We start from the raw sequence: 23,404 nt of genomic DNA, 5'->3' as shown, positions 1-23,404 counted from the left end.
CCCGTCGGCGCACCCTAGCAAGGATCGACGGGTCCGGGGGGTACCCGCGACGCGGACCGGCGGCGCCGGGGCCGGGGCGGCGACTCCCCCGCCACCGCGTCGGCCGGCCGTTCGCCGCGGTCCGCGCCGGCCGGTCGCTCGTCCCGGTCGGCCAGCCGGTCCCGGGTCGCCCACGCCACCACGAAGACGGTCGTCCACGCGAGGCCCAGCAGCACCGCCGTGACGGTGCCGCTCGCCGTACTGAAGCCCAGGTAGAGCCGCGCGCCGGTGACAGTGACCACCCCCGCCGACGCGGCCGTCCACACCGCCGCGCCCACCGGCCAGCGGGCCCCCCGCGACAGCAGCCAGGCGAGCGTGCCGAAGCTCGCGGTCACCACCGCGTTCTGGGTCGGGAACAGGTCACCGGGGCGGTCCGGGCCACCCGGGCCGGTCAGGTCCGCGACGACGACGAGCAGGACCAGCGGCACGGCGGCGCCGACAGTACCCAGCACCCCGAGCGGGTCGGCCCGCCACGACCGGCCCCGCCGCGCCACCACCGCGGCGACCAGGGCGACCGCGGCGATCAGCACCCAGCCGCGCAGTACCGACACCGCCAGCAGCGCCGTGTCGACCACCCCGGGGGTACGCCGGGCGGCGAACCAGTCGGCGACCAGCCCGTCGAGGACACCCAGCCCGCTGTGCGCGACGACCGCCTCCAGCAGGACCGCCACGGCCAGCCCGGCGACGAACAGCAACGCCAGCCCCAGCGCCAGGTTGATCAGCAGCGTCCAGGCCGGGCCGACCCGCATGGCGACCAGGAAGAACAGCACCCCGTACCGGGCCCGCACCCAGCGCAGCGGCGGCAACGCGGCGGCCCGCGCCGTGAGCGCGCGTACCGGGTCCGGGTTGCGCCCCAGCCAGCGGCCCGCGAGGACCACGGCGAGCAGGCACAGCAGCAGGGCCAGCACCGCGCCGGTGGCCCGGCCGAGCAGCTTCGACACCCGCTCGTACGACTCACCGGCCAGGTAGCCGGCCAGCACCGAGGCGCCGACCCAGCTCGCGACCCCGGCGAGGTTCCACGGCGCGAACCGCCGGTACGGCATCCCCGCCGACCCGGCCAGCCGGGGCGCCAGCGTGCGGGCGAACGCGATCCAGCGGGCCGCGAGCACGCCCCGGCCGCCGAGGCGCTCCAGCAGCGAGTCGGCCCGCCGCCACCGGTGCGCGCCGATCCGGGCACCCACGCCCGAGGCGCGCAGACGGGGGCCGTACCGGCGGCCCGCCCGCCACGCGAGTGTGTCTCCGATCACGGCGGCGGCGGTCATGGCCACCAGCACGGGCGCGAGGCGCAGCGTCCCCGCGTACGCTAGGAAGCCGACCAGAAGCAGGGTCGCCTCGCCGGGCATCAGCAGCCCGACGATCACCGCGGTCTCCGCCGCGACGATCGCCGCGGCGGCCACGTAGATCAGCAGGGGCGGCAGCTCCTGCAGCCAGCTCAGCAGGTCAGGCATCGGACACCCCGCACGGGTGTCAGCATGCCAGTCGCTGGAACGGTCGGCACAGCACTTTCGACGCAGATCCGGGTTGTCTCGGGGTGACCCCGAGGCGTGCCCCGGCAACCGCAGACAGGAGTATGGAGGGTATGCAGCTACGCACCGACCTCCGCAACGTCGCCATCATCGCCCACGTCGACCACGGCAAGACAACCCTGGTCGACGCCATGTTGCGGCAGGCCGGCGCCTACGGCGCCCGTGGTGAGACCACCGAGCGGGTCATGGACTCGATGGACCTCGAGCGCGAGAAGGGCATCACCATCCTCGCCAAGAACACCGGCGTGCGGTACCTGCCGGCGGACGGCTCGGAGGCCGTCACCATCAACATCATCGACACCCCCGGTCACGCCGACTTCGGCGGCGAGGTCGAGCGCGGCCTGACCATGGTCGACGGTGTCGTGCTGCTCGTCGACGCCAGCGAGGGTCCGCTCCCGCAGACCCGGTTCGTGCTCCGCAAGGCGCTGCGCGCCCGGCTGCCGATCATCCTGGTGATCAACAAGGTGGACCGTCCGGACGCCCGGATCAAGGAGGTCGTGGACGACACCTACGAGCTGTTCCTCGACCTGGACGCCGACGAGGAGCAGATCGACTTCCCGATCGTCTACGCCTGCGCCCGCGACGGCATCGCCTCGCTGACCCAGCCCGCCGACGGCGCGGTCCCGGATGACAGCAGCAGCCTGGAGCCGCTGTTCCGCACCCTGCTGGACACCATTCCCGCGCCCGCGTACGACGAGGGCGCGCCGCTGCAGGCGCACGTCACCAACCTCGACGCCTCGCCGTTCCTGGGCCGGCTCGCGCTGTGCCGGGTCCGCCAGGGCACGATCAGCAAGGGCCAGACCGTGGCCTGGTGCCGCACCGACGGCAGCACCCAGCGGGTACGCATCTCCGAGCTGCTGATGACCGAGGGCCTGGAGCGTAAGCCGGCCGAGTCCGCCGGGCCGGGCGACATCATCGCCGTCGCCGGCATCCCGGAGATCATGATCGGTGAGACGCTCGCCGACGCCGAGAACCCGGTGCCGCTGCCGCTGATCACCGTGGACGAGCCGGCCATCTCGATGACCATCGGCACCAACACCTCGCCGCTGGTCGGCCGGGTCAAGGGCGCCAAGGTCACCGCCCGGATGGTCAAGGACCGGCTCGACAAGGAGCTGATCGGCAACGTGTCGCTGCGGGTGCTGCCCACCGAGCGGCCGGACGCCTGGGAGGTGCAGGGCCGCGGCGAGCTGGCCCTGGCGATCCTGGTCGAGCAGATGCGCCGCGAGTCCTTCGAGCTGACCGTCGGCAAGCCGCAGGTCGTCACCAAGGAGATCGACGGCAAGACCTGCGAGCCGGTCGAGCGGCTGACCATCGACTCCCCGGAGGAGTACCTGGGTGCCATCACCCAGCTCCTGGCCACCCGCAAGGGCCGGATGGAGCAGCTGGTCAACCACGGCACCGGCTGGATCCGGATGGAGTGGCTGGTCCCGGCGCGCGGCCTGATCGGCTTCCGGACCGAGTTCCTCACCGAGACCCGCGGCACCGGCATCCTGCACCACGTCTTCGAGTCGTACGAGCCGTGGTTCGGCGAGCTGCGCACCCGCAACAACGGGTCGCTGGTCGCCGACCGGGCCGGGGCGGTCACCGCGTTCGCGATGACCAACCTCCAGGAGCGCGGCCAGCTCTTCGTCGAGCCGGGCACCGAGGTGTACGAGGGCATGATCGTCGGCGAGAACTCCCGCTCCGACGACATGGACGTCAACATCACCAAGGAGAAGAAGCTCACCAACATGCGCTCGTCGACGGCCGACGAGACCGAGAAGCTGATCCCGCCGCGCAAGCTGTCCCTGGAGCAGGCGCTGGAGTTCTGCCGCGAGGACGAGTGCGTCGAGGTCACCCCGGCCGCGGTGCGCATCCGCAAGGTGGTGCTGGACCAGACCCAGCGCGGCCGGATGGCCGCCCGCCGCAAGCACGCCGGCTGACCCACCAGCTCACCAGCCCCACCCGGAGCCCGGCCCGCCCTAGGCGGACCGGGCTCCCCCCTTCCCCCGTCCCCACCGTCCCCACCGACGGGGTGGGCGCGAGGCGGCGGTGCGGCGGGGGGGGTGGGGTCAGTGGGGTTTGGTGGCCTCCAGGGCCAGGACGTCGGGGATCGGGCCGGAGCCGGACTCGACCACCCGGGTCAGCCGCAGGCCGGCGGCCGCCACGGCGTCCAGCAGGCCGGCCAGGGGCAGATGCCACGCGCCCACCCGCGCCCGCACCCCGGTCGCGTTCCACGAGCGGACCGTGCGGTCCCGCGAGGCGTACCCGCCGTCGATCACGATCCGCTCCGGCTCGGACCGGTCGGCGAACGCGCCCACGAAGCACGGGTGCACCCCGACGTGCAGCAGCCGGCCGCCGGGCGCCAGCACCCGCGCCGCCTCGGCGACCGCCGCCGGATAGTCCGGCATGTCGGTGTGCGCGAGCACGCAGACCACCGCCGGTACGGCGCCGGTGGCGAGCGGCAACGCGGTCGCGTCGGCGCGGGCCACCGGCAGCCGGGCGCGGGCGTGGCGTAGCTGCCCGCCGGACAGGTCCACTCCCACCGGTGTCCACCCGAGACGCCGCAGCTCGGCCGCGTGCGCCCCGGTGCCGCAGCACAGGTCCACGCACCGCCCCGGGCCGTCACCGAGCAGGTCGGCCAGCACCGACCGGACCCGGTCCATGTAGACCGACGAGGTCTCGCTGGCGTACTCCTCGTACCAGTCGGCGATGTCGTCGTACAACGGGGTCGTCATCTCCGCACGCTAGCCCCGCCCCCGTGGTCGCCGCTGCCCCGCGTACGCCCCGAAGATCGGCTACGGTGCGCACATGATCTGGGAGGACCTCGACGCGCACCTGGACCGGGTGCCCGGCACCGTCTCCGCGTACGTGGGCCGTCCCGGCGCGCGGCCCACGTGGACGCGGCGGGCCGACGCCACCCACTACGCGGCGAGCACGATGAAGCTCGCCGTGCTGGTGGCGCTGTTCCGCGCCGCCGAGGCCGGCCGGCTCGACCTGGACGCGCCGGTGCCGGTGCGCAACTCGTTCGACTCCGCGCTGCCGGGCGTGCCCCGGTTCGCCAACGACCGCGACTACGACAACGACGAGGCGGTCTGGGACCGCGTCGGCGGCGAGGCGCCACTGCGCTGGCTCGCCGAACGGATGATCATCCGGTCCAGCAACCTCGCCACGAACATCTGCATCGGCCAGGTGGGGCTGCCCGCGGTGGCGCAGGCGTGGGCGCTCGCCGGGGCGCGGCACAGCGTCACCGGCCGCGGCATCGAGGACTTCGCCGCCCGCGACTCCGGCATCGACAACCTGGTCACCGCCGCCGACCTGGCCGCCGTGCTCGGTGAGCTGGCGCTCGGCGCGACCCGGCCCGGCCGGCTCGCCTCGCCGGCCGGCTGCGCCGCCATGCTCGACGTGCTCGTCGCGCAGGAACACCGCGAGGACCTGGCCGCCGGGCTGCCCGACGGCACCCGGATCGCGCACAAGAACGGCTGGGTACGCGGCGTACGCCACGGCGCGGGAGTGGTGTTCCCGGACGACGCGCCGCCGTACACGATCGTCGTCTGCACCACCACCGACCTGGCCGACGGCGGCGCGGACGGTGATGAGGTCTCCGACGACGCCTGCCGGCTGATCGCGCACGTCTCCGAGCGGGTCTGGGCCGCCCGGCACGACCTGGCCGGCTGACCCGGCTACTCCAGCAGCCGCTCGCGCAGCGCGGCGCGGTCCGCGTCGGTCACCCCCAGACCGTCCCGCAGGTACGCGTCGAACGAGCCGTGCGCGCGGCGCACCTCGTCGTAGGCGGCGTCCAGGTATTCCGGGCGCACCTCCAGCAGCGGCCGGGCCACCGCCGGGTCCAGGTCCGGCCGGCGCTGGATCATCGCCGACAGCAGCACCTCGCGCAGGCTCTCGGTCAGCTCGTTGTGCACCAGGTAGTCGGCGCGGATCGCCTCATCCTCCACGCCCAGCGCGGTCAGCAGCACCACCGACAGCCAGCCGGTGCGGTCCTTGCCGGCCGAGCAGTGGAACAGCAGCGGCAGGTTCGCGCCTTCGGAGGCCAGCCGCACCGCCGCACCGAACCCGGCCCGCGCCGACTCCCCGGTGACGAACCAGCGGTAGATCGCGGTCATCGCCCCCGGCATGCCCTCGCGGGCCAGCGCCGCGTACGCGTCCAGGTCGTGGCCCTGCAACACTGCCGAGACGTACGTGAACACCGGGTGCGCCGCGTCGTAGACCGGCAGGTGCACGGTGCGGGGCTCCCCGACCAGCCGGTCCGGCGGGGCCACCGCCTGCTCGTGGACGTCACGCAGGTCCACCACGCACGCCGGTCCCAGCTTGCCCAGCACCGGCAGGTCCTCGTCGGTGAGCCGGCCCAGCGCGGGCGTGCGGATGAGCCGCCCCGCCCGTACCCGCCGCCCGTCGGTCGTCGGCAGTCCACCCAGGTCACGCGCGTTCGGCGCGCCCACCAGCTCCCATTCCCGCCCGGCCATCGGCCCTCCCCTGCTCGCCGCCAGTTGGCTATAGGGTGCCCCACATGACGATCGCCGCGGTACGCACCCACCGTCTGTCGGCCCCCTTACACACCCCGTTCGTCACCGCGCTGCGCCGCACCACCACCGTGGACACCCTGGTCGTGGAGGTGGTCGACGGCGACGGCCGGTCCGGCTTCGGGGAGGCGCCGCAGGTCTGGCAGGTCACCGGCGCGTCGGTGGCGGGCGCCGAGGCGTGCGTACGCGAACTGCTCGCGCCGCTGCTGATCGGCCGCGACGCCGACGACCTCCAGGCCGCCTGTGCCCTGGTGCACCGCGCCGTGGTGGGCAACGAGTCGGCGAAGGCGGCGCTCGACGTGGCGCTGCACGACCTGGCCGCGCGGCGGCTCGGCGTACCCCTGGTGCGTCTGCTCGGTGGCACGGCGCTGCGCGTGCCGACCGACGTCACGCTGGCCGCCGGTGACGCGGTCGACCTGGCCGCGACGGCGGCGCGGCGCGGCGCCGAGGGGTTCACGGTGCTCAAGCTCAAGGTCGGCACGGACGCCCGCGGCGACCTGGACCGGGTCCGCGCGGTGCGCGCCGCGGTCGGCCCGGACGTACGGATCCGGCTGGACGCCAACCAGGGCTGGACGCCCCGGGAGGCGGTGCGGGTGATCCGCGCGATCGAGGACGCGGGGCTCGACGTGGAGCTGGTCGAGCAGCCGGTGCACCGCCGCGACCTGGACGGGCTGGCCTGGGTCAGCGACCGGGTGGACCTGCCGATCCTGGCCGACGAGTCCGTCTTCGACGTGCGCGACCTGGTCGAGGTGATCCGGCGGCGGGCCGCCGACATGGTCAACGTGAAGCTGGCCAAGTGCGGCGGCCTGCAACCGGCCCGCACGCTGCTCGACCTGGCCGCCGCGCACGGCATGGGCACCATCGTCGGCTCGATGATGGAGGGCCCGGTGGGGGTCGGCGCCGCGGCCAGCCTGGTCGCCGCCTACGGCACCACTGCCGTGTCGGACCTCGACGCCGCCTGGTGGCTGGCCTGGTCGCCGGTCAGCGGCGGCATCCGGTACGAGGGCGCGAGCGTGCTGCTGCCGGACGCGCCGGGCCTGGGAGTCACCGGACTGCGTGAAGCTAAAATTCAGACACATGCTTGAGCAACGTCAGAATTTTTCATATGGTCGCCCCGACGACCACCGCAGAGAGGGGTACGCGTGGCGCCTCAGCCCGGCCGCCGGGCCGTCGTACGGGTACCGGTGGCGACCCTCTGGACCGCGCCCGAGGCGGTACGTCCGATCGACTGCCCCGCCCTCGCCGGCTCCCCCGACGTGGCCGCCTGGATCGCGGGCATGGACCGCGACCAGCTCGTCGGCGACTGCGTCCTGACCCAGCTGCTGCTCGGCGAGCCGGTGCGCGTCACCGAGACCCGGCCGGACGGCTGGGTGCGGGTGGTGGCGCTGGGCCAGCCCGCGGCGAAGCTCGGCGCCGACGGCTACCCGGGGTGGCTGCGGGCCGCCCACCTGGCCGATCCGGCCGACGCCGACCCGTCCTCCCCTGATCCGACCGACCTCGACCCGGCCGGCCCCGCTCTGTCCGGACCCGCTTCGCCCGCACCGGCACCGGTCGGTACCGGCCCGGCCGGTCCTGGTCCGGCCGGTTCCGGTCCGGCCGGTTCTGGTCCGGCCGGTTCCGGCTCGGCCGCCGACGCCCCGCTGACTGTCGACGTCGCCCACACCGCGTTGCGCGCCGAGCCGGACGGCGACGCGGCGCTCACCGGCGTGGTCCTCGGCACCCGGCTCACCCCCGCCGGCCCGCCGGTGGACGGCAGACGCCCGGTCCGCGTACCCGGGCGGGCCGACCCGCTCTGGGCCACGGAGGACGACCTGGTGCCGCTGCCCGCCGAGCGTCCCGAGGCCGAGAAGGTGCTCGCGGTCGCCGAGCGGCTGCGCGACCTGGTCTACGTCTGGGGCGGCATGTCCACCGACGGCATCGACTGCTCCGGGCTGGTGCACCTGGCCTGGCGGCGGTACGGGATCACGCTGCCGCGCGACGCCGACGACCAGGCGGCGGCGACCTCGCGGGTGCCGCTGGACGCCGAACGCCCCGGCGACCTCTACTTCTTCGCCCGGCCCGGCCGGCGCATCCACCACGTCGGGATCGTGTCGGCCGAGCCGCGCGGCGGCCGGCGCCGGATGCTGCACGCCTGCTATCTGACCCGCCGGGTGGTCGAGGAGGAACTGCCGGCCGACCGGACCGCCACCCTCGTCGGCGCCTACCGCGTCTGACCCCTGACACGCCGCGGGGCGCCCCCGGGGATGGGAGCGCCCCTACGGTACGGGTGGGTCAGCGGCGGGCCTGGGCCAGTTCCCGGCGCCGGTCCCGGGACGACTTCGCCAGGCTGGCAGCGGTGGCCACGGCCAGGGTGCCGAGGATGACAGTGAGCGAGAGCCAGATCGGGATGTGCGGGGCCCACGCCACGTGCTCGCCGCCGTTGATGAACGGCAGGTTGTTCTCGGCCAGCGCCTCCAGCACCAGCTTCACGCCGATGAAGCCGAGCACCACCGCCAGGCCGTAGCTGAGGTAGATGAGCCGGTCCAGCAGGCCGCCGAGCAGGAAGTAGAGCTGCCGCAGTCCCATCAGCGCGAACACGTTGGCGGTGAAGACCAGGTACGGCTCCTGGGTGATGCCGAAGATCGCCGGGATCGAGTCCAGCGCGAAGATCAGGTCGGTGGTGCCGATCGCGATCATCACGATCAGCATCGGGGTGAACAGGCGCCGCCCGTGCTCGTGGGTGGTCATCCGCGCCCCGTCGTAGTCCCGGGACAGCGGGAGCGCCTTGCGGCTCCACCGGATCAGCAGGTTCTCGCTGAACTCGTCCTCGTCCGGCTCGCCCTGCCGGGCCAGGTTCACCGCGGTGTAGATGAGGAACGCGCCGAAGATGTAGAACACCCAGGAGAACTGGGAGATCAGCGCCGCGCCGGCCGCGATGAAACCACCACGCATGATCAGCGCCAGGATGATGCCGACGAGCAGCACCTTCTGCTGGTACTGCCGGGGCACCCCGAACCGGGCCATGATGATCACGAAGACGAAGAGGTTGTCCACCGAGAGGCTGTACTCGGTGAGCCAGCCCGTGTAGAACTCGCCTGCGACGCGGCCACCCGCGGTCAGCCAGAGCACCACGCCGAAGAGCAGCGCCAGGCCGACGTAGAAGCCCACCCACAGGCTGGACTCGCGGACGCTCGGCTCGTGCGGCCGCCGGCCGATGATGAACAGGTCGGCGAGCAGGACCGCGATCATCGCGATCAGCGTTACCGCCCACACCAATGCGGACACGTTCAAATCCATCCTCCGGCAGACACGCTGCGTCGGGCACACCGTACGCCGGGTGTTGGTGCCGGGGTGCGTCGACGCTGACAGGGGTGACTGTCGGAGGTCTCTTCCGCCGGAACCCGGGTGCCGGGTTCCGACCGGCGGAGCCGGGTCGGGCCACCGGGGGTGCCGGCGCTCTTCCGTGCTGACGACTCCGTCGCGGGGGAATACTCCCCTCCTCGGCCGCCATTGTTCACCATCGCACCCAGGTGGCGCATCTCCGGGCCACCCGTCGATCTCTCGACGTGCTGCGGCTCACGTCGCGCGGCGCGTCCTAGGAGGCTAGCCATCCCTTGTGGGCGGCGCGCCGGGACGTTACCCGGGACGTACCGGCGGCGGGCTGGCATGGCAGGCTGCCTGCATGGTTCTTGAGGTCGCGCTGATCGATGTCACGCCCGGACACGAGGACGAGCTCGCCGCCGCCTACGCGCAGGCGCGGCCGATCCTCGCCGGCGCCGAAGGCTGCCGCTCCGTTCGGATGACCCGGGGCGTGGAGTCGCCCACCCGGTTCGTGCTGCTCGTCGAGTGGGACTCGGTCGAGGCGCACGACGTGAACTTCCGCCAGACCGAGCGGTTCGCGCAGTGGCGCGGGCTGATCGGCCCGCACTTCGCCGGCCCGCCGCTGGTCGAGCACTTCATCGACGTTCCGGCCTGAACTGTCGTACCCCTGCCGTAGCCTGCGCGCTGCGCGGCCACCGGTCCCGACGGGCATCGGGGGCGCCGGGCCCGGTGGTCGCGCCTCACCGGCGGCGGGCCGTGCGGCTCACTCCAGCTCGTGCGGATCGCGCGGCCGGGGCACCGGCGCCGCACCGAGCCGCCGGGCCACCAGCTCGGCGGAGGCGTCCGCCGGCAGCGCCGCCGCCAGCAGCCGCTCGATGACCCGCTCGTAGTGGGCCACATCCGCCTCGGCGACCAGCCGCAGGTCGGTGGTGAGCGTCTCCACCAGCACCGTGCGCGGGTCCTCCGGATCCGGGTAGGCGTAGTACGAGAACGGCGCCAGCGGGTGCGGCCCGCCGCCGCTCGACGCCGCGGACCGCAGCACCCGGACGGTGACGCGTGGCCGTTCGGCGAGCGCGAGCAGATGCCGCATCTGGTCGCGCCACACGTCCGCGGGCAGGCCGTCCGGGTCGCAGACACGCTCGTCCAACAGTGCGGTGTAGTGCGGCGGGTCCGGCCGGATCAGCAGTTCCTGGCGTGCCACCCGGGCGCGCACGTCGGCCTCCACGTCCACCTCCCCGCCGAGTGCCGCACCGGCCGACACGCGCAGGCGGGCGTACGCCGGGGTCTGGAGCAGGCCGGGCACCAGCACGCACTGGTACTCCACGATGCGCTCCGCGCCCGCCTCCAGCTCGGCGTACGCCCGCTGGCGCTCCCCCATCTCGCCGAGCGCCTTCGACCAGCCCCGGCCGGTGGCGGCGTCGCGGGCGATGACGATCAGCTCGTCGCGCTGCGGTGACGGCACCTCGTAGACGTCGAGCAGGTCGAGCACGTCGGCCAGGTCGGGCCGGCTCTGCCCCAGCTCGATGCGGGACAGCTTCGACGTGGACGCCCAGCCCAGCCGGGCGCAGACCTGTTCGAGCGTGAGCGACTCGCGACGACGCAGCCGGCGCAGCTCCACGCCGAGCCTCGCCCTCCGGACCACAGGACTTGCTGACAACGGCATGCACGCCTCCCGGGAGGGAGCGTACGCATCACCGTCACGCTCGGCAATACCTCGCCCACACAGCGCAACCGTACGGGCTGAGCGCTCAGGGGCGGTAGGTGCCGAACGACCACACCAGCCCGGCCAGGTCGCGGGCGGCGTAGTCACGGGAGCCGTAGTCGGTGTCGAACGGCGCCCGGACGATCTCCGCCCCGGCCGCCCGGGCCCGCTCGTGATGCGCGTCCACGTCGTCGAGCGCCACGTAGACGCGGTAGTCGTCGTCGGCGGGCCGGGACCGCGGCGCCGGGCCTGGGCCGAGCATCACCAGGTCGTCGCCGTACGCCAGCTCGGCGTGGCCGATCGTGCCGTCGGGGAGTTCGTGGGCCTCGCGCACCGTGAAGCCGAACGCGGAACAGAGGAAGTCGGCGGCGGCTCGCACGTCGGGATACCGCAGGACCGGATAGATGCTTCGCATGAACGTCAGTCTGCCGCCGGGGCGGTCAGGCCGGATTGGACGAATGCGATCCGGGTGCGGTCAGCGCGGCCGGAGTGGCGCCGGCGAACTCGCGGAACTCCCGGATCAGGTGCGACTGGTCGTAGTAGCCCCACCGGGCGGCCCGCTCCGCCCACCCGGAGTCGTCCGGCACGGCGGCGTCCGCGGTGAGCAGCGTCCGGCCCAGGCTCGCGTACGCCCGCTCGAAGCGCAGCAGGCGGGCGACGGTCTTCGGCGGCAGGCCGAACTCCCGCCGGAACCGGACCGACAGGTGGCGGCGGGACCAGCCCAGTTCCCCGGCGAGCGTGGTCACGCCGACCGCTCCCCCGCTGCCGTCCAGACGCCGCCAGGCCGCCGCCAGGTGCGGGTCCAGCGGCGCGGTCGCCGCCAGCCGTGCGGCCAGGGCGGCGTCGAGCCGGGCGAAGCGCTCCGGCCAGCCCGGCTCGCCGGCCAGCTCGTCGCGCAGCCGGGCCAGCCAGCCCGCCACCGCGTCGAGAGGCACCGCCCGGTTGGTCAGCTCGGCCAGGGGCAGCCCGAGCAGGCGGCGTGCCGCCGGGGCGGTGAGCAGCACCTGCACCCCGGTGCCGGTTCCGGCCGTCCGGGTGGCGCACCAGCCGTCGAACGGGCCGGCCAGGAAGGCGTTGGCGGCGTACGCGCCCTCACCGGGGGCACGCGGGTCGGTCACGTCGAGGGGGTCGCCCCAGCCGAGGATCAGCACCACGAACGCGCCCGCCACCTCCCGGCGTACGAGCGGGACGGGCGCGTCCTCGCGGTAGCCGAGGTAGCGGTCCACCCACTGGCGCAGCCGCGGGTCGGGCCGCCCGATGACGGCCTCGGTCAGCATCGCGCCGCCTCGGCCGTCACGCCGGTCACCGGACCCCTGCGGCGTCCATCCCGCGCAGCTCCTTCTTGAGGTCGGCCACCTCGTCGCGGATCCGCGCGGCCAGCTCGAACTGCAGCTCGCGCGCGGCGGCGAGCATCTGGTCGTTGAGCTCCTGGATGAGGTTGGCCAGGTCGGCCCGGGCCATCCCCTCCCGCGACGGGGTGGCCGCGGCGCCCCGGCGGCTGCGGGTCTCCTTGACCGGCGCCTTGCCCCGCGACAACTGCCGCACGGCCCCGCCGACGTTGCTGTTATCGGTGTCCTCCGCCTCGCGATAGATGTCGTCGAGGATGTCGTGGATCTTCTTGCGCAGCGGCTCCGGCTTGATGCCGTTCGCCTCGTTGTGCGCGATCTGCTTGGCCCGGCGCCGGTTGGTCTCGTCGATCGCGTCCGCCATCGACGGCGTGATCTTGTCGGCGTACATGTGGACCTGGCCGGAGACGTTACGGGCCGCGCGACCGATGGTCTGGATCAGCGACCGGCCGCTGCGCAGGAAGCCCTCCTTGTCGGCGTCGAGGATCGCCACGAGCGAGACCTCGGGCAGGTCGAGACCCTCCCGGAGCAGGTTGATGCCGACCAGCACGTCGTAGTCGCCCTTGCGCAGCTCGCGCAGCAGCTCGACACGGCGCAGGGTGTCGACCTCGGAGTGCAGGTAGCGCACCCGGATGCCGTTCTCCAGCAGGTAGTCGGAGAGGTCCTCGGCCATCTTCTTGGTGAGCGTGGTGACGAGCACCCGCTCGTCCCGCTCGGTACGCAGCTTGATCTCGTGCATGAGGTCGTCGATCTGCCCCTTGGTCGGCTTGACCACCACCTCGGGGTCGATCAGGCCGGTGGGCCGGATCACCTGCTCGACGAACTCGCCCTGCGCCTGCTCCAGCTCCCACGGGCCGGGGGTGGCGGAGAGGAAGACCATCTGGCCCACCCGCTCCAGGAACTCGTCGAAGCGCAGCGGCCGGTTGTCGGCGGCGCTGGGGAGCCGGAAGCCGTGGTCGATGAGCATCCGCTTGCGGGAGGCGTCGCCCTCGTACATGCCGCCGATCTGCGGGATGGTCACGTGCGACTCGTCGACCACCGTGAGGAAGTCGTCGGGGAAGTAGTCGAGCAGGCAGTGCGGCGGGCTGCCCGGCAGCCGGCCGTCGATGTGCATGGAGTAGTTCTCGATGCCGGAGCAGAAGCCCACCTGGCGCATCATCTCGATGTCGTAGGTGGTGCGCATGCGCAGCCGCTGGGCCTCCAGCAGCTTGCCCTGCCGTTCCAACTCGGCCAGCCGCTCGCCCAGCTCGGCCTCGATGTCGCGGATCGCCCGTTCCATCCGCTCGGGACCGGCGGCGTAGTGCGTGGCCGGGAAGATCATCAGGCTGTCGACCTCGCGGACCACGTCACCGGTCAGCGGGTTGAGGTAGTAGAGCTTCTCGATCTCGTCACCGAACAGCTCGATCCGGACCGCCAGCTCCTCGTACGCCGGGATGATCTCCAGCGTGTCGCCGCGGACCCGGAAGGTGCCGCGCTGGAAGGCCATGTCGTTGCGCGCGTATTGAATGTCGACCAGCCGGCGCAGCAGCTGGTCACGGTCCAGCTCCTGCCCGACCTTGACCCGCACGGCCCGGTCGAGGTATTCCTCCGGCGTGCCCAGGCCGTAGATCGCCGAGACGGTGGCGACCACGATGACGTCCCGCCGGGTGAGCAGCGACATCGTGGCCGAGTGCCGCAGCCGCTCGACCTCCTCGTTGATCGAGGAGTCCTTCTCGATGTAGGTGTCGGTCTGCGGGATGTAGGCCTCGGGCTGGTAGTAGTCGTAGTAGGAGACGAAGTATTCGACCGCGTTGTGCGGCATCAGCTCGCCGAACTCCTTCGCGAGCTGGGCGGCGAGGGTCTTGTTGGGGGCGAGCACCAGGGTCGGCCGCTGGAGCCGCTCGACCAGCCACGCCGTGGTGGCGCTCTTGCCCGTGCCGGTCGCGCCGAGCAGCACCGTGTTGCGGTCGCCGCGCCGCACGCGACGCTCAAGCTCGTCGATGGCAGCCGGCTGGTCACCGGCCGGCTGGAACTCACTGACGACCTGGAAGCGGCCGTCGAGCCGGGGAATGTCGAGCGCCATGACACCAACCGTACGCCCGCGGTCCGACACTTCCGGCCACGACCACCGACCGTCCCTGATCGGCTTCGATATTCCCATTGTGTGGCTCATCTCACCGGTCTACCCTCGTACCGTAGGCCGCTCGCGGCGGCCGACCGGGCCGGTGATCGCCCCTCGCGGGCCGGTCGCCCCCGGCGCCAGGGCCGCAGCACCCGGGACGACCGGCGTGCGCGCCGACGGTGGTCGCGCGCAGCGCTGACCGGCCGCCGCGAGCGCCCCTGCTCGTCACCGAAACCCCGCTCTCGCGTTCTCCACTCGTGGGGACCTCTCCCGACCGCCGGCCGCGACGCGAGCCCGGCACGCCCCCGCCCGCCGACAAGCCGGGCCGCCAGCGCGGCGTGAGCCGCCCGCACCGGCTCTCCGCACGTGGCGACGGCGACCAGGCCGTACCCCGGGAACCGGGTCGCGGCCACCGCCGCGGCCGCACCGGCGCACCGACCCGGCCCGCCACCGTGGCCGGCCGGCGCCGCCGCGCCGACCCGCTCGCCGGCCGCCGTCCCACACTCACCACCCGGCCGGGCGGCGACCCGGAACTGGACGGCGCCGACGACCCGCCGGACGGGCCGGACCGGCGCCGGATCGCGCTCGCCGCGCTCGTAGCGGCAGCCGCGCTCTCCGCCGCGACGCTCGTCGCCGGGCTGCTGACCTGGGTACCCGGCCGCGGCGACGACACCGGGACGGCACGCCCGCTCACCGCCGCCGAGGCCGACCGGGTGGCCGCGCTGCGGGTCACCAACCTGCGCGACGTACGCGCCGGCGTCCGGGTCACGGTCGGCGCCGGCGGCGCCCGTACCGAACTGGTCGGCTGGGTCGACTGGGCCCGCCCCCTGGTCTATCTGGACGTCGGCGGCCCGGGCGCGGGCGACGACCGGAGCCTGGTCCAGGCCACCGCGTCCGCGCTGCTGGTGCGGCCCGACCCCGGCGCGCTGCCCACCCCGGCCCGGCCCCCGCTGGTGCCGCCGGCGGACCGGTGGCGGATGCGGTCCCCGGCCGGCGGGCACGGCCTCGGCGCGGTACGCGACCTGCTGATCGGGCTCGGCGCCGACCGGGTCGACAGGCCCGCCGCCGACGGCCGGTGGCTACGCGCCGACCGGGTCGGCGGCATCCCGGTGGACGTGCTCCAGGCATCCCTCGCACCGCCTGGTGACCCGCGGCCGACGCTGTGGGTGGACGCCGACGCCCGGCTGCACCGGCTCACCGGCCGGCTGGCGGACGGGACACCCGTCACCGTCGACCTGACCCGCGCCGACCGGCCCACACTGCATCCGGTGGACGCCCTCGGCGGCCGGCCCGGGCAGCCCCGGGCGCTCAGCGACGACGAAGTCGCCCGGCTGGCCGCGCTGCCCGCCCGGCTCCGGGCACTGCGCGGCGCGGCGGTGACGGTGTCCGCTCCGCTCGCCCCGTCGGCGAACCTGCGGGCCACCGGCACGGTGGACTGGACGAGCCCGTCGGCGTACCTCGCGGTGACCGAGGAGGGCAGCGGCAGGCGTACCCTCCGGTGGGTCCTGCCGGGACGGGTGGCCGAGGTGCAGCGATCCCCCGACGGGCCCGCCACTCCCCCGGCACCGGTGCCGGCCGCGCTGCTCGCGGCCGCCGCGCGCCCGCCCGGCGACGACCTGGACCGGCTGCTCGACGCGGCGCTGCGGGCGGCCCGGCGCGCGCCCGCCGGTGACACCGTCCGGGTCCGGGAGGACCGGCTGGGCGACCGGACGGTCGACGTGTTCGAGGTGCCGGGCGGCAGACGCCTGTGGCTGGACCGGGGCGGTGTGCCGCAGCGGATGGAACTGCGGACCGGGCCGGGCGTGTGGATCCGGCTGGACCTCACGCCGGGCCGTGCGGCGGGCAGCGGCGGATCGTCGGCCTCGACGTCGCGCTGAACCGGCGCGGCCTCCGCGGTCCGCCGAACCGGCGCCGCCGGGACGGCCCGGTCAGGGCCGCCAGCCGGTCTGCGCGGCCCACTCCTCGGCACGCAGGTGCTCCTCGTCGAACCAGGGATCGGTCACCGTGCCCCAAGCGGCGTGCTCCGGCGCGGCGGCCGCCAGCTCCCGCTTCACCTGGAGGTAGTCGGCCCGCCGCGCCGGGTCGGCACGCAGGTGGTCGCGCATCAGCAGCGCGTACCGCCAGCCGGGCGAACCGGCCTCCCGCAGGTGCAGGCGCACCGGACGCGCCGGGTCCGCGCCGCCGTGCAGCCGCTTGGCCCAGCGCACCGGCTCCGGCTGTCGCGGGGCGTCCCACCACTCGCCCGGCAGCCGCGGGAAACCCGCCTCGGCCAGCCGCTGCGCGAGCGGCCCGTCCGCCTCGTTCAGCGAGGACACAGTCACCTGGATGTCGATCACGTCCGGCGCGGCGAGTCCCGGCACGGCGGTGGAGCCGACGTGGTCGACCCGGATCTCACCGCCGGCCGCGTGGCGGATCCGGGCGGCCAGCCGGGCGTACTGCTCGGGCCAGGTCGGGTCCGGTCCGGCGAGCGCCGCCGGGTCGGGCGGGACGGCGCGGCGTTCGCGGACGTTGCGCTCGTAGGGCGACAGGCGGTCCCGCCAGAGGGCGTCCACGGCGGCGTGCAGGTCGGTGAGCGTGCCGTCGTTGGTCAGGAGCACGTCGGCGATCGCACGGCGGGTGGCGTCGTCGGCCTGCGCGGCGATGCGCCGCTCGGCCTCCGCCGGGGCCATGCCCCGGTCGCGGGTCAGCCGGGCCATCCGGGTCGGCACGGCCGTCTGCACCACGACCACCAGGTGGTACGTCGGCGCGAGTCCCACCTCGGCCAGCAGCGGTACGTCGTTCACCACGATCGCGTCGGCGGGGGCGGCGGCGGCCAGCTCGGCGCTGCGCGCGCGTACCCGGGGGTGGGTGATCCCTTCGAGCGTGCGGCGGGCCGCCTCGTCGCCGAAGACCAGCGCGCCGAGGGCGGCCCGGTCCAGCGCCCCGTCGGCGTCCAGGACCTTCTCGGAGAAGGCGGCGACGACCTCGGCCAGCCCGTCGGTGCCGGGCGCGACGATCTCGCGGGCGATGCGGTCCGAGTCGACGATCACCGCGCCCAGCGTGGCGAGCCGGCTCGCCACCGCGCTCTTGCCCGATCCGATTCCGCCGGTCAGCCCCACCTTCAGCACCCGGACAGTCAACCGGATCTGCCGTCCGCATGCCAAACCCTTCCGGCGTACGACGTGGGCCCCGCCCCCGGCGCTCCGCTGGTGCAGAACGCGGGGACGGGGCCCGTCGTCAGAGGCAGTCGCCGGCTCGTCCGGTGGGACGAACAGGCGTCAGCGTCCGGTCACTTGCCGCCGGCGAGCTTCTCCCGCAGCGCGGCGAGCGCCTCGTCGGTCGCGAGCGTGCCGGCCGGCTCCTCGGCCTGACGGCTCGGGGCCGAGGTCGAGGTGGTGGTGCCGGTGGTGGCCGGAGCCGGGTTGGCGGCGGCCTCGGCGTCGGCGGCGCGGGAGGTCTGCACCTGCTTGGTGTGGGCCTCCCAGCGCTGACGCGCCTCGGCGTACTGCTGCTCCCAGGTCTCGCGCTGCTTGTCGTAGCCCTCGAGCCACTCGCCCGTCTCCGGGTCGAAGCCCTCCGGGTAGATGTAGTTGCCCTGGTCGTCGTACGTCGCGGCCATGCCGTAGAGGGTCGGGTCGAAGTGCTCCTCGCCCTCGACGAAGCCCTCGTTGGCCTGCTTGAGCGACAGCGAGATCCGGCGGCGCTCCAGGTCGATGTCGATGACCTTGACCATGACCTCGGAGCCGACCTGCACGACCTGCTCCGGGATCTCCACGTGGCGCTCGGCCAGCTCGGAGATGTGGACCAGGCCCTCGATGCCGTCGTCCACGCGGACGAACGCACCGAACGGCACCAGCTTGGTGACCTTACCCGGCACGATCTGCTGGATCGCGTGGGTGCGGGCGAACTGACGCCACGGGTCCTCCTGCGTCGCCTTCAGCGACAGCGAGACCCGCTCGCGGTCCAGGTCGACGTCCAGGACCTCGACCTCGACCTCCTGGCCCACCTCGACGACCTCGGACGGGTGGTCGATGTGCTTCCAGGACAGCTCGGAGACGTGCACGAGGCCGTCCACGCCGCCCAGGTCGACGAACGCGCCGAAGTTGACGATCGAGGAGACGACGCCCTTGCGGACCTGCCCCTTCTGGAGCTTGTTGAGGAACTCGGTGCGCACCTCGGACTGCGTCTGCTCCAGCCAGGCACGGCGGGACAGGACCACGTTGTTGCGGTTCTTGTCCAGCTCGATGATCTTGGCTTCGAGCTCGCGGCCGACGTACGGCTGCAGGTCACGCACACGCCGCATCTCGACGAGCGACGCGGGCAGGAAGCCACGCAGGCCGATGTCGAGGATGAGACCACCCTTGACGACCTCGATGACCGAACCGCGGACGACGCCGTCCTCGTCCTTGATCTTCTCGATCGTGCCCCAGGCCCGCTCGTACTGCGCCCGCTTCTTGGAGAGGATCAGCCGACCCTCCTTGTCCTCCTTCTGGAGGACGAGGGCCTCGATGTGGTCACCCACCGAAACGACCTCGGCCGGGTCCACGTCGTGCTTGATCGACAACTCCCGAGAGGGGATGACACCCTCGGTCTTGTAGCCGATGTCGAGCAGGACCTCGTCCCGATCGACCTTGACGACGGTGCCTTCGACAATGTCGCCGTCGTTGAAGTACTTGATGGTCTCGTCGATCGCGGCGAGGAAAGCTTCCTCAGAGCCGAGGTCGTCGTGGGTGACCTTGTTGGCGCTCGAGGTGGCCTCGATGCTGCTCGTCATGTGGGCGGTTGCTCCGGTCGGATGGGTTGTCACAGCGGGCATGGGTGTCGCGGTGACTCTGCCGCGCCAACGGATCCGTCGCCGGGCACACCGAACGATCGACGCGAGAAGATCATTAGTGGCTCCGGTGACCGCGCACCTGCTCCCTGCCGAGGCACACGATCCGCGAGCGCATCGTCTAGCCTACCCGCTGCATTACCACAGCGTGCAAGCCCTCCCGGGTCCGCGCGAACTCATCCGCTGCGAAAGCGGAGATTTTGCGCGGTAAGGTGCCACAGCTGTCTCGTCCGTCACATCCGCCCCAGCCACCACCCCACCGCACCGGGTCCGGGCCGCCGGACCTAGCGTGAACCCGTGGACGACGACAGGGTGACCCGCCGACGGGTCGACGCCGGGGAGATCCGCCGCGCGAACCGCGGATGGTGGGACACCGACGCCGACGCGTACCAGGCCGAGCACGGCGCGTTCCTCGGCGACGCCGACTTCGTCTGGTGCCCGGAAGGGCTGCGAGAGGCCGACGCCCGGCTGCTCGGCGACGTCGCCGGGCGGCGGATCCTCGAACTCGGCGCCGGGGCGGCCGCCGCCGCACGCTGGCTCGCCGCCCAGGGCGCCCGGCCGGTCGCGCTGGACCTGTCCGCAGGCATGTTGCGGCACGCCGCCGAGGCCGCCGGGCGCACCGGGGTACGCGTGCCGCTGGTGCAGGCCGACGCGCTCGCCCTGCCGTTCGCCGACGCCGCGTTCGACACCGTCTGCACCGCGTTCGGCGCGATCCCGTTCGTGGACGACTCGGCGGCGGCGATGCGCGAGGTGGCCCGGGTGCTGCGCCCCGGCGGCCGGTGGGTCTTCTCGGTCACCCACCCGATGCGCTGGATCTTCCTGGACGACCCGGGCGAGGGCGGGCTGACCGCCGTGCACTCGTACTTCGACCGCTCCCCCTACGTCGAGCAGGACGAGCACGGGGTGGCCACGTACGTCGAGCAGCACCGCACCCTGGGCGACCGGATCCGGGAGCTGGTCGGCGCCGGGTTCCGCCTGCTGGACCTGGTGGAGCCGGAGTGGCCGGCCGGGCACGAGGGGATCTGGGGGCAGTGGAGCCCGTTGCGCGGGCGGCTGTTCCCCGGCACGGCGATCTTCGTCGCGGAGAAGCCGGCGGACTGAGCGCGTCGCACGTCCGGTGCGACACGGGCTCCGGCACCCGGCGGTACGCTCGCCGCATGAGCGCCGAGCCCATCCCGACATCACCTGGCCCCTGGTGTCCGGACCCGATGCGGCAGCAGCGTGCGGACTACACGCTGGAGGATCTGCTCACCCTGCCGGACGACGCCCCCCGCGTCGAACTCGTCGACGGAGTCTTCCAGGTGACACCCTCCCCCACCCTGGGCCACCAGACAATCTCCAGCCTGCTGTGGCTCTGGCTTCGATCGCACGCACCGGTTCACCTGCGGGCGTCCCAAGCCGTCGGGGTCGGGCTCAGCCCCAACACCAGCCGCCAACCGGACGTCCTGCTCCACCACGCCGAGCTGCCGAGCGACAGGTCCCTCCTGCGACCGGCGGACGTCGTCCTGGCCGTCGAGATCGTCTCCCCCGGCACCCGGCGGGTCGACCGGTTCGCCAAGCCGGGCGAGTACGCCGCCGCGGGGATCCCCTTCTACTGGCGGATCGAGCAGGATCCGGTGCACCTCTACGCGTACCGGCTCGGTGACCGGATCGGCCCCGGCGGCGAGCGGCAGTACGAGCTGGTGGACGACAGCAGCGAGGTGATCGAGCTGTCCGAGCCCTTCGCGATCAAGCTGCCGATCGCGGAGAGCCGGCCCTGACCACGCCGTTACTCGGTACCCGCCGCGGGTAACCGGGCGGCATGGCCGAGAACGAGTTCCGCGCCAGCGACCACGTCTCCTGGGCCAGCCACAGCGGCCGGGCGTACGGCGTCGTCAAGGAGAAGCTGACCGAGCGCACCCACGTCCGCGGGCACACCGTGAACGCCTCGCCCGAGCAACCGCAGTACCGGATCACCAACGACGACTCGGGCCGCGACGTGGCCCACCGCCCGGAGGTGCTTCGCCATGAGTCGCGCTGAGGATCCGCAGCAGACGTACCGGGAGTTCACCGACGCGGTGAACATGAAGCCGGGCGAGCTGTCCCGCTGGCTGGAGAGCGAGGAGTCCAAGCACGTCGGCTGGCACAAGAAGGGCACCCAGGGCGGCGAGTCGGTCGGCCACGACTCCGGCCGGCGCATCGTCGACCTGCTGCGCCGCAAGCGCGCCGACCTCACCGCCGCCGACTACAAGCACATGCGCAAGGTGATCGGGTACGTCCACCGCCACCTGGCGCAGCGGCCCGCAGGCGACGTCCGGGACACCAGGTGGCGCTGGTCGCTGATGAACTGGGGTCACGACCCGCTCAAGGGCTGAGCCGCCCGGTCCGTTAGCCGCGCGTTGGTACCGTGCCGGCGATGACGACAGACGTCCCGACCGCCGGCCGTCATCCCCGCGCCGGGCGGGTGGTCCTCGTGGCGGGCCTCGGGCTCGTCGCCGTCGCGGCGCTCCTCCTGGTGGTGACCGGGAACACCGGCATCCGGTACAGCGCCGACCACGACGGCACCGTACCGATGTGGAGCCGGTGGATACCGGCACTGGCCGGGATCGCGCTGATCCGGCTGATCCCGCCCGCACCCGACCCGAGGTGGCCGGACCCGGTCGCGCCCTACCGCGAGGCGGTGCCGCTGCTGCTGGCCGGGATCGCGTTCGCCGCCGTCATGCCGCTGCTGGGCGGCGAACCCGCGTACACCGTGTTGAAGCTGGCGCTGCTGCTCGGCGTACCCACCGTGGTGTTCCTGGCCGCGCGCCGGTGGCCGCCGCGGTGGCGGCCGGGCCCGGCCCCGGCGGACGCCGCCCACCGGTGGGGTCCGGCGCTGCCGGTGGCGGTGTGGCTGGTGCTCAGCTACGCGACGCCGCTGGCCGTGCCGGCGAGCGACTGGGGGCGGACCGTCACGCCGGTCGAGCTGGCCGTCACGCTGCTGGTGGCCTTCGCGGTGAACGCGCTGCTGGAGGAGGTCTTCTACCGGCGGTGGCTGCAGACCCGGTGGGAGTCGCTGCTGGGACGCTGGCCGGCGATCGTGCTCGCGTCGCTGGTGTGGGCGGCCTGGCACGTGGCCATCCAGGGCAGCGGCCGGCCCGCCGTCGACCTGGCGTCGGTGATCGTGAACCAGGGGGTCGCCGGGCTGTTCCTCGGCTACCTGTGGTCGCGGTACCGCCGGATGTGGCCGCTGCTCGTGGTGCACGGCGCGGTCAACGCGATGCCGGTCCTGCTCGGTCTCTGACCGGCCGCTTGACCCTGCCGCAGGCGGCACTGTCGGACGATGCCGGCATGGAACGCCGCACGCCACGCGTCGCCGTGGTCACCGGTGCGGGGACCGGCATCGGCCGGGCCACCGCACGATCCCTCGCCACCTCCGGGTACGCAGTGGTCGCGGTCGGCCGGCGCGCCGCGCCGCTGGCGGAGACCGCCGCCGGCCGGCCGGGTATCGCCCCGCTGACGGCCGACGTCACCGCTCCCGACGGGCCGGACCGGGTCGTCGGCGCCGCGCTCGACCGGTACGGCCGCCTGGACGTCCTGGTCAACAACGCGGGCGTGGCCGGCGGCGGGCCGCTGGCGGAGCTGGACGAGGACGCCGCCCGGCGGCAGCTGGAGACGAACCTGCTCGCGCCGATCCGGCTGGCGCACGCCGCCGTCGAGGCGCTCGCCGCGACCCGTGGCGTGATCGTCAACGTCACCACGTCGGTCGGCCTGCGCGCCTGGCCGGGCAGTTCGGTGTACGCGGCGGGCAAGGCCGCGCTGGACTCGCTGACCCGCAGCTGGGCGGTGGAACTCGCGCCGCTCGGCGTCCGGGTGGTGGCGGTGGCGCCCGGCGCGGTCGACACTCCCATCGGCGAGCACAGTGGCCTCTCCCCCGAGCGGCGCGCGGCGGTACGGGACTGGCAGCTCGCACACACCCCGGCGGGCCGGATCGGCCGCCCGGAGGACGTAGCCTGGGCGATCCGGCGGCTGTGCGAGCCGGAGGCGGACTTCGTCACCGGTGTGGTGCTGCCGGTGGACGGGGGCGCGGTGGTCGCGTGAGAGG

At 73.7% G+C, this 23,404-nt stretch carries 21 protein-coding genes and 1 pseudogene; 12 read left to right on the top strand and 10 right to left on the bottom strand.

Going from position 1 to position 23,404, the window contains the following annotated elements; translation table 11 throughout:
* Window positions 1-14 precede the first annotated feature (14 nt).
* Window positions 15-1,487: a DedA family protein gene (locus FB455_RS01610; RefSeq protein ID WP_013287488.1), complete on the bottom strand. Its 1,473-nt coding sequence runs from the start codon at window positions 1,485-1,487 to the stop codon at window positions 15-17.
* Window positions 1,488-1,618: 131 nt separating this feature from the next.
* Here FB455_RS01610 and typA point away from each other — a divergent pair, with 131 nt between their 5' ends.
* Window positions 1,619-3,487 carry a translational GTPase TypA gene (gene typA / locus FB455_RS01605; RefSeq protein ID WP_013287489.1) on the top strand — a complete coding sequence of 623 codons (1,869 nt, stop codon included), beginning with the start codon at window positions 1,619-1,621 and terminating at the stop codon, window positions 3,485-3,487.
* Between the two features lie 129 nt (window positions 3,488-3,616).
* Here typA and FB455_RS01600 read toward each other — a convergent pair whose 3' ends face one another.
* Window positions 3,617-4,282, bottom strand: a complete 666-nt coding sequence (locus FB455_RS01600) for a class I SAM-dependent methyltransferase (RefSeq protein WP_013287490.1) — start codon at window positions 4,280-4,282, stop codon at window positions 3,617-3,619.
* Window positions 4,283-4,355: 73 nt separating this feature from the next.
* On the opposite strand from FB455_RS01600, the gene FB455_RS01595 reads away from it, so the two are divergent.
* Entirely contained in the window at window positions 4,356-5,222 is an 867-nt protein-coding gene (locus FB455_RS01595) for a serine hydrolase (RefSeq protein ID WP_030274137.1), read from the top strand.
* Window positions 5,223-5,227: 5 nt separating this feature from the next.
* Here FB455_RS01595 and FB455_RS01590 read toward each other — a convergent pair whose 3' ends face one another.
* Window positions 5,228-6,025 carry a tyrosine-protein phosphatase gene (locus FB455_RS01590; RefSeq protein WP_030274136.1) on the bottom strand — a complete coding sequence of 266 codons (798 nt, stop codon included), beginning with the start codon at window positions 6,023-6,025 and terminating at the stop codon, window positions 5,228-5,230.
* Between the two features lie 44 nt (window positions 6,026-6,069).
* On the opposite strand from FB455_RS01590, the gene FB455_RS01585 reads away from it, so the two are divergent.
* Both FB455_RS01585 and FB455_RS01580 read left to right on the top strand, forming a co-directional pair.
* Window positions 6,070-7,167 (top strand): mandelate racemase/muconate lactonizing enzyme family protein, encoded by a 1,098-nt coding sequence (locus tag FB455_RS01585; RefSeq protein ID WP_013287493.1) that lies wholly within the window; start codon window positions 6,070-6,072, stop codon window positions 7,165-7,167.
* Between the two features lie 57 nt (window positions 7,168-7,224).
* Window positions 7,225-8,295 carry an NlpC/P60 family protein gene (locus FB455_RS01580; RefSeq protein ID WP_145751926.1) on the top strand — a complete coding sequence of 357 codons (1,071 nt, stop codon included), beginning with the start codon at window positions 7,225-7,227 and terminating at the stop codon, window positions 8,293-8,295.
* A gap of 58 nt (window positions 8,296-8,353) precedes the next feature.
* Here the strand turns inward: FB455_RS01580 and FB455_RS01575 are convergent, their stop codons facing one another.
* The gene (locus tag FB455_RS01575) at window positions 8,354-9,352 is read right to left on the bottom strand and encodes a TerC family protein (protein ID WP_013287495.1); all 999 of its coding nucleotides are present in this window, start codon (window positions 9,350-9,352) and stop codon (window positions 8,354-8,356) included.
* 391 nt (window positions 9,353-9,743) lie between these two features.
* On the opposite strand from FB455_RS01575, the gene FB455_RS01570 reads away from it, so the two are divergent.
* Window positions 9,744-10,037: an antibiotic biosynthesis monooxygenase family protein gene (locus FB455_RS01570; protein WP_145751924.1), complete on the top strand. Its 294-nt coding sequence runs from the start codon at window positions 9,744-9,746 to the stop codon at window positions 10,035-10,037.
* A gap of 108 nt (window positions 10,038-10,145) precedes the next feature.
* Here the strand turns inward: FB455_RS01570 and FB455_RS01565 are convergent, their stop codons facing one another.
* The 4 genes from FB455_RS01565 to uvrB all read right to left on the bottom strand — a co-directional run bounded on the left by FB455_RS01565 (window position 10,146) and on the right by uvrB (window position 14,492).
* Window positions 10,146-11,045 carry a DUF5753 domain-containing protein gene (locus FB455_RS01565; protein ID WP_013475858.1) on the bottom strand — a complete coding sequence of 300 codons (900 nt, stop codon included), beginning with the start codon at window positions 11,043-11,045 and terminating at the stop codon, window positions 10,146-10,148.
* Window positions 11,046-11,130: 85 nt separating this feature from the next.
* Complete coding sequence (locus FB455_RS01560; protein WP_013287498.1) at window positions 11,131-11,499, bottom strand: VOC family protein; 369 nt, start codon at window positions 11,497-11,499, stop codon at window positions 11,131-11,133.
* A 25-nt stretch (window positions 11,500-11,524) separates the two neighbouring features.
* Window positions 11,525-12,361: a helix-turn-helix domain-containing protein gene (locus tag FB455_RS01555; protein WP_091331164.1), complete on the bottom strand. Its 837-nt coding sequence runs from the start codon at window positions 12,359-12,361 to the stop codon at window positions 11,525-11,527.
* A gap of 25 nt (window positions 12,362-12,386) precedes the next feature.
* On the bottom strand, window positions 12,387-14,492 hold the full coding sequence (gene uvrB, locus FB455_RS01550; protein WP_145751922.1) for an excinuclease ABC subunit UvrB: 2,106 nt from the start codon (window positions 14,490-14,492) through the stop codon (window positions 12,387-12,389).
* Window positions 14,493-14,788: 296 nt separating this feature from the next.
* Between uvrB and FB455_RS01545 the strand changes: the two genes are divergently transcribed.
* On the top strand, window positions 14,789-16,408 hold the full coding sequence (locus tag FB455_RS01545; RefSeq protein WP_486481485.1) for a hypothetical protein: 1,620 nt from the start codon (window positions 14,789-14,791) through the stop codon (window positions 16,406-16,408).
* A gap of 51 nt (window positions 16,409-16,459) precedes the next feature.
* On the opposite strand, the gene coaE is transcribed toward FB455_RS01545, so the two are convergent.
* Both coaE and rpsA read right to left on the bottom strand, forming a co-directional pair.
* On the bottom strand, window positions 16,460-17,638 hold the full coding sequence (gene coaE, locus FB455_RS01540) for a dephospho-CoA kinase (RefSeq protein WP_030274131.1): 1,179 nt from the start codon (window positions 17,636-17,638) through the stop codon (window positions 16,460-16,462).
* Between the two features lie 161 nt (window positions 17,639-17,799).
* Window positions 17,800-19,326 (bottom strand): 30S ribosomal protein S1, encoded by a 1,527-nt coding sequence (gene rpsA, locus FB455_RS01535; protein WP_047893869.1) that lies wholly within the window; start codon window positions 19,324-19,326, stop codon window positions 17,800-17,802.
* Between the two features lie 312 nt (window positions 19,327-19,638).
* Between rpsA and FB455_RS01530 the strand changes: the two genes are divergently transcribed.
* From FB455_RS01530 to FB455_RS01505, 6 genes and pseudogenes are all read left to right on the top strand, one after another.
* The gene (locus tag FB455_RS01530; RefSeq protein WP_145751920.1) at window positions 19,639-20,442 is read left to right on the top strand and encodes a class I SAM-dependent methyltransferase; all 804 of its coding nucleotides are present in this window, start codon (window positions 19,639-19,641) and stop codon (window positions 20,440-20,442) included.
* A gap of 107 nt (window positions 20,443-20,549) precedes the next feature.
* A complete protein-coding gene (locus tag FB455_RS01525) occupies window positions 20,550-21,101 on the top strand; it encodes a Uma2 family endonuclease (RefSeq protein ID WP_145751917.1) in 552 nt (183 codons plus the stop codon).
* Window positions 21,102-21,142: 41 nt separating this feature from the next.
* On the top strand, window positions 21,143-21,361 hold the full coding sequence (locus FB455_RS01520) for a hypervirulence associated TUDOR domain-containing protein (RefSeq protein WP_145751915.1): 219 nt from the start codon (window positions 21,143-21,145) through the stop codon (window positions 21,359-21,361).
* A pseudogene (locus FB455_RS01515) lies at window positions 21,348-21,692 on the top strand (DUF3140 domain-containing protein); the annotation flags it as partial. The gene FB455_RS01520 and the pseudogene FB455_RS01515, both read left to right, overlap by 14 nt.
* Before the next feature lie 44 nt (window positions 21,693-21,736).
* Entirely contained in the window at window positions 21,737-22,603 is an 867-nt protein-coding gene (locus tag FB455_RS01510; RefSeq protein WP_145751913.1) for a CPBP family intramembrane glutamic endopeptidase, read from the top strand.
* A gap of 47 nt (window positions 22,604-22,650) precedes the next feature.
* Window positions 22,651-23,400 (top strand): SDR family NAD(P)-dependent oxidoreductase, encoded by a 750-nt coding sequence (locus FB455_RS01505; RefSeq protein ID WP_145751911.1) that lies wholly within the window; start codon window positions 22,651-22,653, stop codon window positions 23,398-23,400.
* Window positions 23,401-23,404: the final 4 nt, after the last annotated feature.

The organism is Micromonospora sp. CNZ296, assembly GCF_007827635.1.
The sequence above is the reverse complement of the archived record's forward strand: the minus strand, read 5'-3'. Positions and strand labels throughout refer to the sequence as shown.